This window comes from Fervidobacterium riparium, assembly GCF_025370035.1.
Taxonomy (GTDB): Bacteria; Thermotogota; Thermotogae; order Thermotogales; family Fervidobacteriaceae; genus Fervidobacterium; species Fervidobacterium gondwanense.
Genome location: NZ_CP009277.1, coordinates 1,851,605 through 1,866,658 on the forward strand (window position 1 = coordinate 1,851,605; position 15,054 = coordinate 1,866,658).

Genomic DNA, 15,054 nt, shown 5'->3' on the forward strand with positions numbered 1-15,054 from the left:
AAAGATTGAAAGAAGGTTGATAGTATGAAACGTGAAGCCATGTTTTACGAGCAAATCGGTGATGGGAAGGTAAGATGCTTGTTATGCCCGCACAACTGTGTCATCGATAATGGGCGCACTGGTGTTTGCAAAGCGAGGAGAAACGAAAACGGTAAACTTTTTTCGCTTAATTATAGAGAAGTCACATCTATAGCGCTGGATCCCATCGAAAAAAAGCCACTTTTTCACTTCTACCCCGGGAGCACGATAATCTCCGTCGGCACTTGGGGTTGCAATTTTAAGTGCGAATTTTGCCAGAATTGGGAAATTTCACAACAAAGGCCCTACTATGTGAAAGAATTATTACCTGAAGAACTTCTCGATATAGCCCTTGAATATAAACACGAAGGAAACATAGGAATAGCTTATACTTACAGTGAACCAATTGTCTGGTACGAGTTCGTATATGAAACGTCTAAACTTGCAAAAGAGAAGGACCTTAAGAACGTGCTGGTGACTAATGGATATATCAACGAAGAGCCGTTGAAAACACTCTTACCTTTTATCGACGCCATGAATATTGATTTAAAAGCGTTCAACAACAATTTCTACCGCAAAGTCTGCGGTGGCAATTACGAACAAGTCTTGAAAACTATCGAAACGGGGGTATTTAACAATGTCCATGTGGAAGTAACAACCCTCGTCATACCTGATGGTAACGACAGTCTTAATGAACTCGAAGAAGAGTTCAAGGCTCTTGCGAAAATTTCACCTGACATACCTCTTCATCTTTCCAGATATCATCCTGCTTACAAATACACAAAACCACCGACTAATGTGGAAACACTTAGAGAAATATATCTACTTGCGAAGAGGTATCTCAACTATGTTTATCTTGGGAACGTATGGAACGAAGAATATGAGAGTACGTACTGTCCAAAATGCGGAAGTCTTGTTATAATTAGAAGAGGATACGATGTAAGAATATTGAACCTTAATAAGGAAGGACGGTGCAAAGCGTGCAACAACCAGATCCTAAGGAGATTATGATTTTGAACCGTATCGTAGTTTACTCAGTCATTGTGATATTCCTCGTTGTAATGGCAATATACCTTCTTTTTTTCTCAGGCAAAACGGGGCAATACAACGACTACGAGGACTACATATTTGGAACTTATATCAAGATAAAAATTGCGTCGAAAGTTAACACAAATACTGTCGCAAAGGCGATTTTCAACGAGATGAAAAGGCTTGAGCAGAAATATGACCCGTATAATGAGTCAAGTGTGCTTTATAAGTTAAACAACTCGGAAGACTGGGTCGAAGTTGACGACGAGACATTATCAATTATAGATACCTCTCTCAAACTTGCGCGGTACACAGAAGGTGCTTTTGATCCTTCAATCGGAAGGCTCATAAAACTCTGGGGATTTGATAAATTCACGCAGAATCAGTCAACAAATCAGTTCAAGGTACCAACGGCAACCGAGATAGCCGAAGCTGCCTCGCAGTCCGGTTACCAGAAAATTGCGATTGATTACTTAAATAAAAAGATAAAGACGAACGGAGTATGGATAGACCTCGGTGGTTTATTGAAAGGATACGCATTGAAAAGAGCGTACCAGATAGCGAAAGAATTCGATAAAAATTGCCACGGGTTTATCGAAGCTGGCGGACAGATTATGATACTCGGACCGAAATACAACAAAGCCAACTGGGTGATAGGAATAAGAGACCCAAGAGGTCAACCGGGAGAAAACATTGCTATCGTTTACATGAAAGAAGGTTCGATTGCGACAAGTGGTGATTATGAAAGATTTTTCATAATCGACAACGTTAGGTACCACCACATAATTGACCCGAAGACTGGATACCCGGCAAATAAAGCAGTAAGCGCAACAATAATAAGTGAAGATCCAGTCATTGCGGATGCGTTCTCAACAGCTGCTTTTGTACTTGGGAAGGACAATTGGCTTTTCACAAGGACGGTCTTTACAAAGTATGGTGCGGAAGTTATGATCGTAACGCCTAAGAAAGAACAACTGAGGTCCGACAGATTTTACATATACGAGGTCGCCGATAGATAAATCATTGATATTATTGGTAAATGTAAAACTTATAATCTCAAATAAAACTTAAAAGGGAGGACACTAAGATGAAAAAGCTTAAAAGTTTTGGTGGAAGAAACCTTGGTGGCGGAGGTTCATCACAGGGTATACCAAAGAATTTTGCCGAACTCCAGAGACTGCAAATGAAGATGGAAGAAGAACTCAAAGCGCTTGAAGAATCATTCCAGCAAGAAGAGGTACAAGTTGAAGTTGGTGGAGCTTTGAAGATAATCGCAACCTGTGACAGGAAGATTAAAGAGTTAGTGTACGAAAAAGATCTGCTTGAGGATCTTGATATGTTCAACGACATGCTGAAAACTGCGATGAACGAAATATGGGAAAAGGTGGAAGCTGTTAGGGAAGAAAAGACGAATGCGGTCATTGCAAAGTATAATCCACTTGGTTAATTAGGTAACTTAATTTCTCACAATTGGAGGTTTGAGATGCGTTTTTTGGATAATTTGCATTTTAAAAGACAAGCGTATCTTTACTTGATATTGATAGATTCGCTAATTCTTCTTGCATTTTATGTCTTTAGGACTTTTGTTAACGGTAGCGATATAGCATATCTGTTGTTCGGTGCCCAATACGGTCCGCTTATAAGCCAGGGGCAGTGGTACAGAATAGTAACCGCCATGTTCATGCATGGTGGTTTTTTACATTTAGCATTCAACATGTACGCTCTGTACATCCTCGGAAACTACGCAGAGGGTATATATGGAACTTACAGGTTCTTGGCGTATTTTTTTATCACGGGAATTGTAGGAAACGTAGCAACTCAATTTTTCTACTACGATTCGTTGTCCGTTGGAGCGAGCGGAGGTATCTTTGGTTTAGTTGGGGCGCTCTTCGGTGCTGGTTTCAGAAAAGACACACCGTTCTTCTTGAAATCCATAACGGGCAGTGCCCTGCTTCCGATGATTGTACTTAACGTTGTCCTTGGCTTTATACCCGGTTCCGGCATAAACAACGCGGCACACATAGGCGGACTGCTGAGCGGTATGCTACTTGGTTATACTATTCCTGTTTATTATTCGTACAGAGCAGAGAAAGTGTGGAGAGCGATAGCTATCGGGTTGATTCTCGTCATAGTTCTGAGCTATTTCTGGCTTTTCAAAGATTTAATGTTTTGAGGGTCGTACTTTGAGAACTCTCGCATCCGTGCCATGAGACAGGTTTTGCGAAACTTACGAATCAAAGGGGCTTTCAGCCTATGGCGAAAAAGTCTAAGGATACCTCATCTGCTGTCCGGGTATTATTTGCTTCAAGAGGTTTGTTGTACATGAGTGTAGATGACGGTTTTGCTTTGCCTGAAGATTGGAACGTAATGCTTACAACAGCGCGTAAATGGTACATCGAGACACGCAAAAGCCAGGCGAAATATCAGATTCCAGTCGAGTTGCCGCCTGGGATCTATCAAATTTTTAAAGAAAAACTGACAACCGAAGACGGACAAAAATACGTTAATACAGACTTCGGGCTTGCAAAGGTTGTAGAAGATTGGAAAACTGAGAGGATACTCAGAATGAGTTCTAAATCCGAAGTGTTATTCCGTGTACCGGGCGGCTACAGAGTGTACTACACCTTGAAAGGTAACATGCTCGACCAGTTCTTCGAAATAAACTCTCCTGTCGATAAGGCATACGTAATACTGTCAACAGCATCCGAAGAGCAATACGAAACAAGAGTATTTTACGATAAATCAATGGAAAGAGAAGCTCCTGAAGATGAATGGTACAGGGAATACGATACAAATGGAAGAAAGTTATCTGTACTTGGCAATTTAGAAGGTTTAAAGAATGGAATACATATAAGAAACAAGTCTTTACAAGTTACTCGGCGGGATATCAACTTCATAAGTTTGCGGTACTCCTATTCCTATGACTGGGAACCAGCAGATTACGTTATTGAAGTTAAGACAGACGAAGGAGAGGAATTACCCGCCGGTAAAGTTTACGTATTTTCTGATACAGATGGAAAAAATATTCCAATAGGGTTCGCAAATATGTGGGATATAAGAGAAGAAGGAACAATAAGCCTTTCAAAGAGCTGGCAAATATACCACAGCTGGACCCTCACAAAGTCAACAAAAGCCGGAGAAAGAATGTACATCAATGGCGTGCTAAATCTCAGAGGCAATGGGCTCACCAAGGTTGAAATTTATGCAAAAGGATTGGAAAATCTAACCGTGTCAGATGGTACGATAGTAAAATTGGGAGCAGATTACTCTGAGATTGAATTGTCAGTCTCAAAAACTACAAAAGTTCATATTTCTTTTGATTATCTGATTTAGTAAAACTCTTAGAACAACACGTTCTGAATTAATTACTTAATAAATCCAACAACCTAAAGAGGCGATGCTTATGGTGAAGAAGTTCAACAGTTCATTGTCAGTCATATTTATATTATCACTCTGCTTGTTGCCGAGCGCTTTGAAAGCGGATATCTTGGTACTCTTCAATTCCAACGGCCTATTGTACAAAACCGTAGATGATGGGTTTGTCTTGCCCGAGAATTGGGAAGTGGTCTTGACGACAGCTCAGAAATGGTACGTTGAAACTCGAGAAGTCCAACCAAAGTACCAGATACCAGCTGAATTACCGCTTGGAACTTACCATATGATTGGAGAAAAGCTCGTCGCTGAAGATGGTCAAATTTATGTAAACACACCGTTCGGACTTGCAAAAGTTATTGAATCTGGAAAGAGTGAGAGAATACTTCGAGTCAGTTCGAAATCGGACGTGCTTTTCAGTGTTCCAGGTGGGTACAAGATTTATTACACTCTGAAAAATAACGTGCTCGAGCAATTCTTTGCAATTGACTCTCCAGTAGACAAAGCGTACGTAATTCTTTCAACTGCTCCGGGCGAACAGCAGGTCATGTACAATAAAGTTGCCATGGTTGCTGAAAGCGCTATGGCTGAAGAATACGGAGCTGCGGGAAGAAAAATATTCGTGCTCGGCAATTTAGAAGGTTTGAAAAGAGGAATACACCTCAAGAACAAATCATTACAAATTACCAGACGTGATGTTAATCTGATAAGACTTAGCTACTCTTATTCTTACGACTGGCGACCTGCGGATTACGTTGTTGAAATCAAAACTGGCGAAGAGCTACCAGCAGGAGAAGTCTATGTCTTTTCCGAAATCCTCGGCAACAGTATACCAGTTGGACTTGCGAGGATGCCGGATATAAACAAAGAAGGGAGTCTAACTGTCTCAAAAAGCTGGCAGATATACCATAGCTGGAATCTGATCAAGACAACAAAAGCAGGTGGAAGAGTCTATATTACCGGTGAATTGAATCTTAAGGGTAATGGGCTGACAAAGGTTCAGATATATGCAAAAGGGTTGAGTAACCTCACCGTATCCGGCGGCACAGTGACGAAGTCGACAGCTGACTTGGCAGAAATTGAACTGCCAGTTTCCGGAGTTGCAAAAGTTCAGATTTCTTTCAATTATCTGATTGAGTAAAATAGACTTAAGAAATGGAGGTATCCCGTGAAGCAATCTATAATCAAATTCTTATCAGAAAACTTAATTAGCGTCTCAAAGCCTGCGAGATACATAGGAGGCGAGTACAATAGTGTCGTTAAGGAAGCCAACGAAAAGATACTAAGGGTTGCTCTTGCTTTCCCAGATGTTTACGAGGTTGGAATGTCGCATTACGGACTTGAGATTCTGTATTGGCTCGCTAATGAACTGGATTTTGCCTATGCAGAACGCGTCTTTCTTCCTTGGCCCGATATGATTCAAAAAATGGAAGAAAAGGGAATACCTTTATTTACCCTTGAAACGAAAACTCCAATATATGAAATGGACGTGCTCGGCATATCTCTCGAATACGAACTCTCTTACACGAATGTTCTCAAGTTATTGGAATTGTCGAAAATACCAATAAGATGTTACGACAGGAGAGAAGAGGATCCCATCGTACTTGGAGGAGGTCCCGTTGCTTACAACTGTGAGCCTATTGCAGAGGCTTTTGATGCCATTTACCTTGGCGATGGAGAGGTTAACTTTCAAAATGTTCTGAGAGTGATTAAAGAAACAAAAAGAATAAAACGAGAAGATAGATTAAAAGAACTTGTCAAAATCGATGGCATCTACATACCTATGTTCTATCGTCAGGAGGGCAGTAGAATACTACCGAAGTACGATTTCGCCCCTTCGAAAGTTCGAAGGAATATTCTCAAAGATCTCGATAGTGCTAAATTACCGGAAAGAAAAATCGTTCCACATTTGGAAAGCGTGCACGACAGAGTAGTTGTTGAGATAAGTCGCGGATGCACAAGAGGCTGTAGATTCTGCCATGCTGGTTACGTCTACAGACCTGTTCGTGAGAGAAGTGCGGAAAATATAGAAAAAGGCATTAAGAAGCTCATTGAGAACACTGGTTACGACGAAGTCTCACTCCTCTCGCTCTCCGCATTGGATCACTCACAGATAAATGAAATAGTAGACAGATTGATGCCCTATGTCAAAGAACGTACACTCTCGATCTCTATTCCATCAACCCGAGTAGACGCATTCAATATAAAGCTTGCTGAAAAGATATCGACAGTTCGAAAAACTGGCTTGACCTTCGCGCCTGAGGCCGGTAGCCAGAAGATGCGCGATGCTATAAACAAACAAATAAACTTAGAAGACATACTTGCAACTGCTCAGGAGGCTAAGAGAGCTGGTTGGAGGAGGATAAAACTTTACTTTATGGTTGGTTTTCCCAACGAAACCGAAGAAGACATACAGGAAATAGGAGAGATAGTCAAAAAGATTAAAAACTTAGGCTTTTCAGATATCACCGCATCAATCAATTTGCTGATACCAAAACCGCACACAGCTTTCCAATTCGCAAGACTTCAAAGTCCTGAGTACATGGATATGGTGAAAAAAATCTTATCACCATACAGAAAATTTGGAAAATTAGACATAAACGACGGAAAAAAGAGTTTTATCGAAGGAATTCTCTCAAGAGGTGATAGAAAACTCTTCCCTGTCATTGAAAAAGTCTACAAAGAGGGTTATTATGATGAATGGGGGGAGTATTTCTCATTCGAAAAGTGGACTAAATATTTCCAAGAGATAAATATAGAAAGCTACCGTGGTCCATATGAACTCGTGGACTTTCCATGGGATCACCTTGATACAGGCGTAAGCAAAGAGTTTTTGTGGGATGAGTACAAGAATTATTTCGGTGCAACAACGACGAAAGATTGCAGAAACGGTTGTACACTTTGCAGGGTTTGTTTCGACTACAAAGTTTCAAATGCAATTAAAGGGAGGAAGTAAATATGAGCAGGTTGCACCCAAAAGTTTTTAAAGTGCCTATTGATCGCATAAGGATGGGGTATTATTCAGATAAATACTTCACGCGCTACGTTGAGGTTTTGAAAAAAGACGACAGACATCCGAGGGTATACTATCAGTTCTTCCCGAGGGATAACGCCGTTGTCTGTGGCGTTGATGAGGCATTGGCAATTTTAAGGTACTGCACAGGGTATTACGAAAACGAACAAGAAGCGAAAAGGCTTTACAACGAAATCTTGAATTTGGACAGAGCGATGCAGAGTCTATCTGTCGAGGGTGATGTAGAGAAAATTGTTGAACTCACAAGAAAAAAATGGGACCTAAGGCTTAAGTTGAACGAACTGTGGGTAGATAAATGGGATGAGATTGAAGTTAGAGCAGTCTACGATGGCGAATACGTTCCTGATGGTGAGCCTTTGATGACTATCGAAGGCGACCCAATCTATTTTGGGTATCTTGAGACAGTGTTGCTCGGTGTCATAGCAAGGGCAACGAGTACGGCAACTGCCGTAAAGAGAGTAGTCGAAGCAGCTAACGGTAAACCAATCCTGTTCTTCAGTGCAAGATTTGACCATTACTGGGTGCAAGCAACCGACGGATATGCAGCACTTAAAGCCGGAGCGTTTGGAGTATCGACAGATGCAAATGCGGACTATTGGGGTGTTGAGTCTATGGGTACAATTCCTCATGCACTAATTGCAGCGTATGATGGCAGTACGGAAGACGCTGCGATCGCATTTGATAAATACATGCCAGAAAACGTCAACAGGATAGTCTTGGTAGATTGGGATAACGATGTAATAGGTACGACATTTAGAGTTGTGAAGAAACAGTACGAATATGTAATGGGAAAACCGTTCATCCTTGGTGAAACGGATCCATCTCCGATTATAGGACCCGGAAAGAATAAAATATGGGGTGTCAGATTCGACACGTCTGGAAGTTTGAGAGATAAGTCGGTTACACCAATAGGACCACAGTCATTTGGAGTGTGCCCCGAGTTGGTCTGGAAAGCAAGGCAAGAATTCGATAAGGTAGGGCTCAAAGCTTTGAAGATAGTTGTCTCTGGAGGCTTTGATGAGGAAAAGATTAAACTTTTCGAAAATCTTGGCGTGCCTGCCGATGTCTATGGTGTGGGTTCAAAACTCCTTAAGAAAAAGATAGATATCACCGCAGATATCGTGGAAGTGAATGGAAAACCGTGCGCAAAAGTGGGAAGATACAAAAAAGATGCTTCGCATCTGAAAATTGTTACTAAACGCTACTGGGAAGAATAAACAAGCATTGCGATATTTTTCGAACGATAGTAGACTGAAATTAAGCATATGGAAAAATAGTGAATATTCCGATTAATTTGCATTGGAGTGAAACAAAAGGTGTGGAAAATCGTTAGGAGCACGATAGGTGAGGTCGAAGCGAGGTTGATTGAAAAATTCCTTACTGCGTACAATATACCGGTCATAGTTCAAAAGACCGACGTTTTTGTGCATCCTATTTTTGGTAGTAGTGCTCAATGCGAGGTTCTTGTCCCAGAAGAGTTTTATGAAGAAGCGAACAATTTGATTAATGAGGAGGGAGTTTCCGTGAAATACACACCACTTTACGACGAACACGTCAAACTCGGTGCTAAGATGGTCGAATTTGCCGGTTACTACATGCCACTGCAGTACGAAGGCATAGTAAATGAAGTAAATCTTGTAAGAAAAGAAGTTGGGATGTTCGATGTATCCCACATGGGAGAATTCATGTGCGAAGGTCCTGATGCTGTAAAATTTGCAAATTACGTTGTGACAAATGATTTTGGCTCTATCAATTTTGGTGATATTATTTACACCGCTATGTGTAACGAAAACGGCGGTTTTGTAGATGATTTATTGGTTTACAAAATAGCAGCTGAGAAGGTGATGTTCGTTGTTAACGCCGCCAATATATCAAAAGACTTCAATCATCTCTCAAAGCTTGCTGAAAAGTTCAACGTCAAACTGACCGACATTTCGGACGAAACTGGTCTGATAGCTGTCCAAGGACCGTTGACACAAGAGAAACTTCAGCCATATACCAATCTAAATCTTGAGGAAATCGGATACTATTCGCTCAAAGAAGGAGAAATTTTCGGAGTTAAAGGCATCATTTCAAGAACTGGGTACACCGGTGAAGATGGGTTTGAATTGTACATTCCTGCAAATCAGACAGCTTTTGTCTGGAGAAAACTGCTCGAAATAGGAATCAAACCTGCAGGGTTGGGTGCAAGAGATGTGCTCCGTTTAGAAGCTGGGTTACTCCTGTACGGGAACGACATGGACGATACAATCACACCTCTTGAGGCATCGATACCGTGGGCTGTGAAATTTGAAAAAGGAGAATTCCATGGTAAAGAGGCGCTCTTAAAACAAAAAGAAGAAGGACTGAAAAGAAGGCTCAGGGGACTTACTCTCGATACAAAACTCGTCCCAAGACACAATATGGAAGTTTACAAGCACGGCAACAAAATTGGGTACGTAACAAGTGGCACGTTCTCTCCAACTCTAAACAAACCAATTGCCTTTGCTCTGATTGATGCGGGTATAAAACTTGGTGACACCGTTCAGGTATTGATAAGGGACAAGTACGTTGACGCAACTGTTGTAAAAACACCGTTCTACCGTGGTAGCGTGAAATCAAAAAAATAAACTCAACATAAAACATGTCATTGAATTTTGAAAAGGGGTGAAAAGCGTGCACAGATACATACCTCATACGGAAGAAGAAATTAAGCAGATGTTGGAAGAAATAGGTGTGAAGAGCATCGATGACTTGTTTGTTGATGTGCCAAAGACGATAGATGGTTACAACATACCAGAAGGCAAAGATGAATTCACAGTCAGAAAATTGGTAGGAGCTCTCGCTAAAGAAAACATCAGTTTTGAGCCCGAGAATGTTTTCATGGGCGCAGGTATATACTACCACTATATCCCAACGGTTGTAAAACACCTCGCATCAAATCCGAATTTTGTGACAGCTTATACGCCATACCAAGCTGAGGTATCACAAGGAACATTGCAGATGCTTTTTGAATACCAAACGATGATGTGTGAACTCACCGGAATGGAAGTTGCCAACTCTTCCATGTACGACGGGGCGAGCGCATTCGCAGAGAGCCTCTTGATGGCAACGAGAATAACGGGCAAAACGAAAATGTTAGTTGCAAAAACCATTAATCCTGAATACAGAACGGTCGCGAAAACTTACACGAAGCCACTTGATATTGCTATCGAAGAAATCGGATACGATGATACTGGAAAGATAGATATTAATGCGTTAAAAGAAAAATTGTCCGACGAAGTTGCGGCAGTTGCGGTGGCATATCCTAACTTCTTCGGAATTGTTGAAGACTTAAAATCTATAAGGGAAACAATTCCTCAGAACGTTGTATTCATAGTCGTTGCCGAACCTGTATCACTGGCGTTGCTTGAAGCACCTGGTAAATTTGGTGCGGACATAGTTGTGGGTGAAGGTCAATCGCTCGGTGTCACTCCAAATCTTGGCGGACCTGGCATAGGTTTCTTCACAACGCTTGAAAAACATGTCAGAAAGATGCCGGGAAGATTAATCGGTGAAACAAAGGATATAGAAGGAAAAAAGGGTTACGTCATGATTCTCCAAACAAGAGAACAGCACATAAGAAGGGAAAAAGCAACATCAAACATCTGCTCTAACCAAGCCTACATTGCACTGATCAACGCAATTTACCTTTCGACAATGGGACCACAAGGATTAAAAGAAGTTGCCTATCGTTCTTACAACAACGCGCATGTTTTGGCAAAGAAACTTGAAGAGAAAGGCATTAAGAGAATATTCACAGGTGAATTCTTTAACGAATTCGTTGTGAGAGTACCTGAGAGCTACAGGGCAAGATGGCATGAGATGGTAAAGGATGGAATATTGGGACCAATACCAATAGACAGAGTATACAAAGAACTTGGACCGAGCGCACTCGTCTGCTCAACAGAAGTCAACACAAAAGAATCGATTGAAAGACTTGTTGAGGTGATGTCAAAATGACGATCTTTGAAAAATCCACACGCGGAAGAAAAGGTTACGAGCTTCCTGAATACGATGTCGACAAGCTTGAAATTAAATTGCCAGAACATCTTGTGAGAAAGTCTGAACCCATGCTTCCAGAAGTCTCAGAAGTTGATGTTGTGAGGCACTACACCGATTTAGCTTCCAAGAACTATTCCGTTGATAGGGGATTTTACCCGCTCGGTTCATGTACGATGAAGTACAATCCTAAAATTAATGAAGACATGGCTTCTCTATTTGCAAATTTACACCCAATGCAACCAAGAGAAACGATAACTGGTGCGGTAAAACTGATGGGGCATTTGAAAGAATTACTGTGTGAAATCACCGGTACAGACGATATGACGCTGCAACCGGCAGCCGGTGCACACGGTGAGCTGACAGGGTTACTTATTGCAAGAGCGTACTTCGAAGACAAAGGAGAGCTTGAAAAGAGAAAGAAAGTCTTAGTGCCAGATAGCGCACACGGAACGAATCCAGCGTCTGCTGCGATGGCGGGTTTCGAAGTTGTTGAACTGAAATCTGGTGAAGACGGTTGCGTGAATTTGGAAGAATTGAAGACTCATTTGGACGAATCTGTTGCAGTAATAATGCTCACAAATCCAAATACACTTGGGCTTTTCGAAAAAGACATCTTGACGATTGCCAAGATGGCGCATGAAGTTGGCGCGTTGTTGTACTACGACGGTGCAAATCTCAATGCTATTATGGGAAGAACGAGGCCCGGAGATATGGGTTTTGATATAGTCCACCTCAACCTGCACAAGACATTCAGCACGCCACATGGCATGGGCGGTCCAGGCAGTGGTCCGATAGGTGTAAAAGCACGCCTTGCACCTTACTTGCCGATACCAGTTATGAAAAAGACAGAAAGAGGATACGACCTCGACTATAACTTGCCGAAATCGATAGGAATGGTTAGGTCATTCTATGGCAACTTCTTAGTCATGGTCAAAGCTTACACGTATATACTAACAATGGGTAACAAAGGCTTGAAACATGTCAGCGACATGGCTGTCTTGAACGCAAATTACCTCAGGGCAAAATTGTCCAAACTATACAACGCTTCCCATGACAGAATGTGCATGCACGAGTTTGTGATTGATAACGAAGAATTTGTAAAGAAAACCGGAGTAAAAACGCTGGATATAGCAAAGAGATTGTTGGATTATGGTTTGCACGCTCCAACTGTTTACTTCCCACTTATTGTGCACGAAGCTATCATGATTGAGCCGACTGAAACGGAAAGCAAGATGACACTCGATACATTTGTAGATGCTATGGAAAAGATATACGAAGAAGCCACCACAAAGCCAGAATTAGTCAAAGGTGCTCCATACTCAACGCCAGTCAGAAGGTTGGACGATGTTAACGCAACGAAGTACCCAATTTTCAGATACAAAAAATAGGCGGTGAGATTTCATGCATCCAACAGAGCAGATACTACCTTCTAAGACACTCGAAATAGATGCACTTGCCAAAAAACTCATTTCTGAGGGGAAAGATGTAATAAACTTCACTGTGGGCGAGCCGGATTTCGAAACGCCAAAGAATATAGTTGAAAAAGCCATTGAAGCTCTTCAAAAAGGTCTTACAAAATATACAGACAGCAATGGAATTCCACAATTACGAGAAGCCATATCGAATTATCTTAGAGAAAAGAAGAATGTCCACTACACCCCAGACGAAATAGTCGTTAGCAACGGCGGGAAACAAGCGCTTTTCAACGCATTCTCCGCCATACTCAACGAAGGCGACGAAGTGCTCATGTTCGCACCACTCTGGGTAAGCTACGTTCCACAAGTTCTGCTTTCAAGAGGCAAACCAGTGGTGGTACGCACCAAATTCGAAAACGAATTTGTGCCGACAAAAGATGAAATATTGTCTCACCTGACGGAGAAAACGAAGATTATTCTTGTCAATTCGCCAAATAATCCGACAGGCGGAGTCTATGACAAAGAAATACTTATGACAATTGCAGAAATAGCAAACGAAAGAAAAATATTCGTGATAAGCGACGAAGTTTACGACGATTTAGTCTACGACGGTAACCACATTTCTCTGTATGGGCTTGTGAACGATGACTTACTCATATATGTCAACGCGTTCAGCAAATCACATGCCATGACAGGCTGGCGAGTTGGGTACACAGCCACTAAGAACAAAGAAATAAAGAAAAGAATATCAAAAATACAGAGCCACGTTAGCTCAAACATAAATACACCAGCTCAGTATGCGGCTATTGAGGCTTGCAGGACAAATAACACATACATGATTGATGAATTCAAAAAGCGCAGAGCGTTTATTCTTAGCAAGGCAAGAGAATACGGCCTTGAATACGTAGAACCGAAAGGTGCGTTTTATTTGTTCTTCAAAGTATCTGGAGACGATGAGCAATTTTGCAAGAAACTCTTAGAAGAAAAACTTGTTGCGACAGTTCCAGGAAGCGCTTTCGAAATGCCAGGCTTTGTAAGGATAAGTTTTGCCACTTCAATAGATAAAATCGAGGAAGGAATGAAGCGAATAAAGGAATTTTTGGAAAATATCTGAAGTTTATGGAGCTATAAGTTGACAACAATGGGGATGCGATTGAGCATCCCCATTTTTTTGGCCTTGCAATGTAGTATTCTCTTAACTTAAGTCCATCAAAGTTAAAATACGATACAAGATGTCTTAACTAAATGATGGTATAATATTATCGAAAATTAAAATAGAAAAATAAAAGAAGGAGATGAATAGATGGAGAAAGTCATAAAGCTTAAAAAGGAGAAGATCCTTTCGCAATATGAACTAATACGTTTGACTAACCAAGGTGACGAAAAAGCAAAAAGTGAGCTTGAGGAACGCCTGAAGGATACGGTGAAAAAGGATGAGAAAAAAGAACGTTCAGCTCACGATAAGTAAGGTACTATGTGAGAATTTCACAGCTACAGTCGAAGAGAGTATCCTCTTTGAGAATATAAACTTGGAACTTGACGTTGGAAAGTTTGTAATCCTCTACGGTCCCAGAGGCTCTGGGAAATCTGCGTTTTTGAGAAGTTTTTCAAGACTCAACAGAGAAACGTATCCAAATATAAGATATTCAGGCAAGATGTACTTTGATACTACCAACGTTGAAGATTTTTCCGAAAAGGAAATCAGACAGATCGTTACTTACTTGGATACGAACTTTTTGGAATCGCTCGACTATTTAAACTTAAAAGAGTTGATTGAAATAGTCTTTGGACACGGGTACAAGTTCAGTGTGGAAGAACATGCTACGGAATTGGATAATTTTGGTGTACTAAAAGCACTGGATAAGTTTGAAAAAACACCGCTTTCGTCTCTATATGTTCTCGAAAAGATCGGACTTTTGCTTTTCATTTCCTCAATAAGGCAGTCCTCTGTGCTTGTTCTTGACTGTCTTTTAGACCACCTTGACGATGAACATATAGAATTTGTGACTAAGATGCTCAAAGAACTTTCTGAAACTAAGATCATAATTCTTGCAACACGCACTTTAAAAAGATTCTTGGGGCTTGGAGATTTGCTAATAGTCATGAGAGGTGGTAAAATAGTATACAGTGGTGAACCAGAAAAATATATTTTGGGGGCATGAT

General features: G+C 41.1%; 14 protein-coding genes. All 14 read left to right on the forward strand.

The window, feature by feature from the left end; all coding sequences use genetic code 11:
- Positions 1 to 24: 24 nt before the first annotated feature.
- The 14 genes from amrS to IB67_RS09000 all read left to right on the forward strand — a co-directional run bounded on the left by amrS (position 25) and on the right by IB67_RS09000 (position 15,053).
- Positions 25 to 1,029: an AmmeMemoRadiSam system radical SAM enzyme gene (amrS, locus tag IB67_RS08935; protein ID WP_072758806.1), complete on the forward strand. Its 1,005-nt coding sequence runs from the start codon at positions 25 to 27 to the stop codon at positions 1,027 to 1,029.
- Positions 1,026 to 2,066, forward strand: coding sequence for an FAD:protein FMN transferase (locus IB67_RS08940; RefSeq protein ID WP_143145275.1), 1,041 nt, complete (start codon positions 1,026 to 1,028; stop codon positions 2,064 to 2,066). Before amrS ends, IB67_RS08940 begins: the two co-directional genes overlap by 4 nt.
- A 68-nt stretch (positions 2,067 to 2,134) precedes the next feature.
- On the forward strand, positions 2,135 to 2,494 hold the full coding sequence (locus IB67_RS08945) for a YbaB/EbfC family nucleoid-associated protein (protein ID WP_072758802.1): 360 nt from the start codon (positions 2,135 to 2,137) through the stop codon (positions 2,492 to 2,494).
- A gap of 36 nt (positions 2,495 to 2,530) precedes the next feature.
- Positions 2,531 to 3,220 carry a rhomboid family intramembrane serine protease gene (locus tag IB67_RS08950; protein WP_072758801.1) on the forward strand — a complete coding sequence of 230 codons (690 nt, stop codon included), beginning with the start codon at positions 2,531 to 2,533 and terminating at the stop codon, positions 3,218 to 3,220.
- A gap of 80 nt (positions 3,221 to 3,300) precedes the next feature.
- Positions 3,301 to 4,380, forward strand: coding sequence for a hypothetical protein (locus tag IB67_RS08955; protein WP_143145274.1), 1,080 nt, complete (start codon positions 3,301 to 3,303; stop codon positions 4,378 to 4,380).
- A gap of 70 nt (positions 4,381 to 4,450) precedes the next feature.
- The gene (locus IB67_RS08960) at positions 4,451 to 5,560 is read left to right on the forward strand and encodes a hypothetical protein (RefSeq protein ID WP_072758797.1); all 1,110 of its coding nucleotides are present in this window, start codon (positions 4,451 to 4,453) and stop codon (positions 5,558 to 5,560) included.
- 27 nt (positions 5,561 to 5,587) lie between these two features.
- Positions 5,588 to 7,375 (forward strand): TIGR03960 family B12-binding radical SAM protein, encoded by a 1,788-nt coding sequence (locus tag IB67_RS08965; protein WP_143145273.1) that lies wholly within the window; start codon positions 5,588 to 5,590, stop codon positions 7,373 to 7,375.
- 2 nt (positions 7,376 to 7,377) lie between these two features.
- On the forward strand, positions 7,378 to 8,670 hold the full coding sequence (locus tag IB67_RS08970; RefSeq protein ID WP_072758795.1) for a nicotinate phosphoribosyltransferase: 1,293 nt from the start codon (positions 7,378 to 7,380) through the stop codon (positions 8,668 to 8,670).
- A 99-nt stretch (positions 8,671 to 8,769) separates the two neighbouring features.
- Positions 8,770 to 10,062 (forward strand): glycine cleavage system aminomethyltransferase GcvT, encoded by a 1,293-nt coding sequence (gcvT, locus tag IB67_RS08975; RefSeq protein ID WP_498875277.1) that lies wholly within the window; start codon positions 8,770 to 8,772, stop codon positions 10,060 to 10,062.
- Between the two features lie 46 nt (positions 10,063 to 10,108).
- Positions 10,109 to 11,434, forward strand: a complete 1,326-nt coding sequence (gene gcvPA, locus IB67_RS08980) for an aminomethyl-transferring glycine dehydrogenase subunit GcvPA (protein WP_072758793.1) — start codon at positions 10,109 to 10,111, stop codon at positions 11,432 to 11,434.
- Positions 11,431 to 12,864 carry an aminomethyl-transferring glycine dehydrogenase subunit GcvPB gene (gene gcvPB / locus IB67_RS08985; protein ID WP_072758791.1) on the forward strand — a complete coding sequence of 478 codons (1,434 nt, stop codon included), beginning with the start codon at positions 11,431 to 11,433 and terminating at the stop codon, positions 12,862 to 12,864. Before gcvPA ends, gcvPB begins: the two co-directional genes overlap by 4 nt.
- A gap of 13 nt (positions 12,865 to 12,877) precedes the next feature.
- Entirely contained in the window at positions 12,878 to 14,005 is a 1,128-nt protein-coding gene (aspC, locus tag IB67_RS08990; RefSeq protein WP_072758789.1) for an aspartate aminotransferase, read from the forward strand.
- 189 nt (positions 14,006 to 14,194) lie between these two features.
- On the forward strand, positions 14,195 to 14,359 hold the full coding sequence (locus tag IB67_RS08995; protein ID WP_178137744.1) for a hypothetical protein: 165 nt from the start codon (positions 14,195 to 14,197) through the stop codon (positions 14,357 to 14,359).
- Positions 14,325 to 15,053, forward strand: coding sequence for an ATP-binding cassette domain-containing protein (locus tag IB67_RS09000; protein ID WP_072758787.1), 729 nt, complete (start codon positions 14,325 to 14,327; stop codon positions 15,051 to 15,053). The genes IB67_RS08995 and IB67_RS09000 overlap by 35 nt, the downstream gene beginning before the upstream one ends.
- Position 15,054 lies beyond the last annotated feature (1 nt).

Excerpts from the sequence above, each read along its gene's own strand:
- IB67_RS08960 (WP_072758797.1), top strand. The coding sequence starts at position 4,451 with ATGGTGAAGAAGTTCAACAGTTCATTGTCAGTCATATTTATATTATCA.
- IB67_RS08945 (WP_072758802.1), top strand. The coding sequence starts at position 2,135 with ATGAAAAAGCTTAAAAGTTTTGGTGGAAGAAACCTTGGTGGCGGAGGT.
- IB67_RS08995 (WP_178137744.1), top strand. The coding sequence starts at position 14,195 with ATGGAGAAAGTCATAAAGCTTAAAAAGGAGAAGATCCTTTCGCAATAT.
- IB67_RS08970 (WP_072758795.1), top strand. The coding sequence starts at position 7,378 with ATGAGCAGGTTGCACCCAAAAGTTTTTAAAGTGCCTATTGATCGCATA.
- aspC (WP_072758789.1), top strand. The coding sequence starts at position 12,878 with ATGCATCCAACAGAGCAGATACTACCTTCTAAGACACTCGAAATAGAT.
- gcvPB (WP_072758791.1), top strand. The coding sequence starts at position 11,431 with ATGACGATCTTTGAAAAATCCACACGCGGAAGAAAAGGTTACGAGCTT.
- IB67_RS08955 (WP_143145274.1), top strand. The coding sequence starts at position 3,301 with ATGGCGAAAAAGTCTAAGGATACCTCATCTGCTGTCCGGGTATTATTT.
- IB67_RS09000 (WP_072758787.1), top strand. The coding sequence starts at position 14,325 with ATGAGAAAAAAGAACGTTCAGCTCACGATAAGTAAGGTACTATGTGAG.
- IB67_RS08950 (WP_072758801.1), top strand. The coding sequence starts at position 2,531 with ATGCGTTTTTTGGATAATTTGCATTTTAAAAGACAAGCGTATCTTTAC.
- IB67_RS08940 (WP_143145275.1), top strand. The coding sequence starts at position 1,026 with ATGATTTTGAACCGTATCGTAGTTTACTCAGTCATTGTGATATTCCTC.
- amrS (WP_072758806.1), top strand. The coding sequence starts at position 25 with ATGAAACGTGAAGCCATGTTTTACGAGCAAATCGGTGATGGGAAGGTA.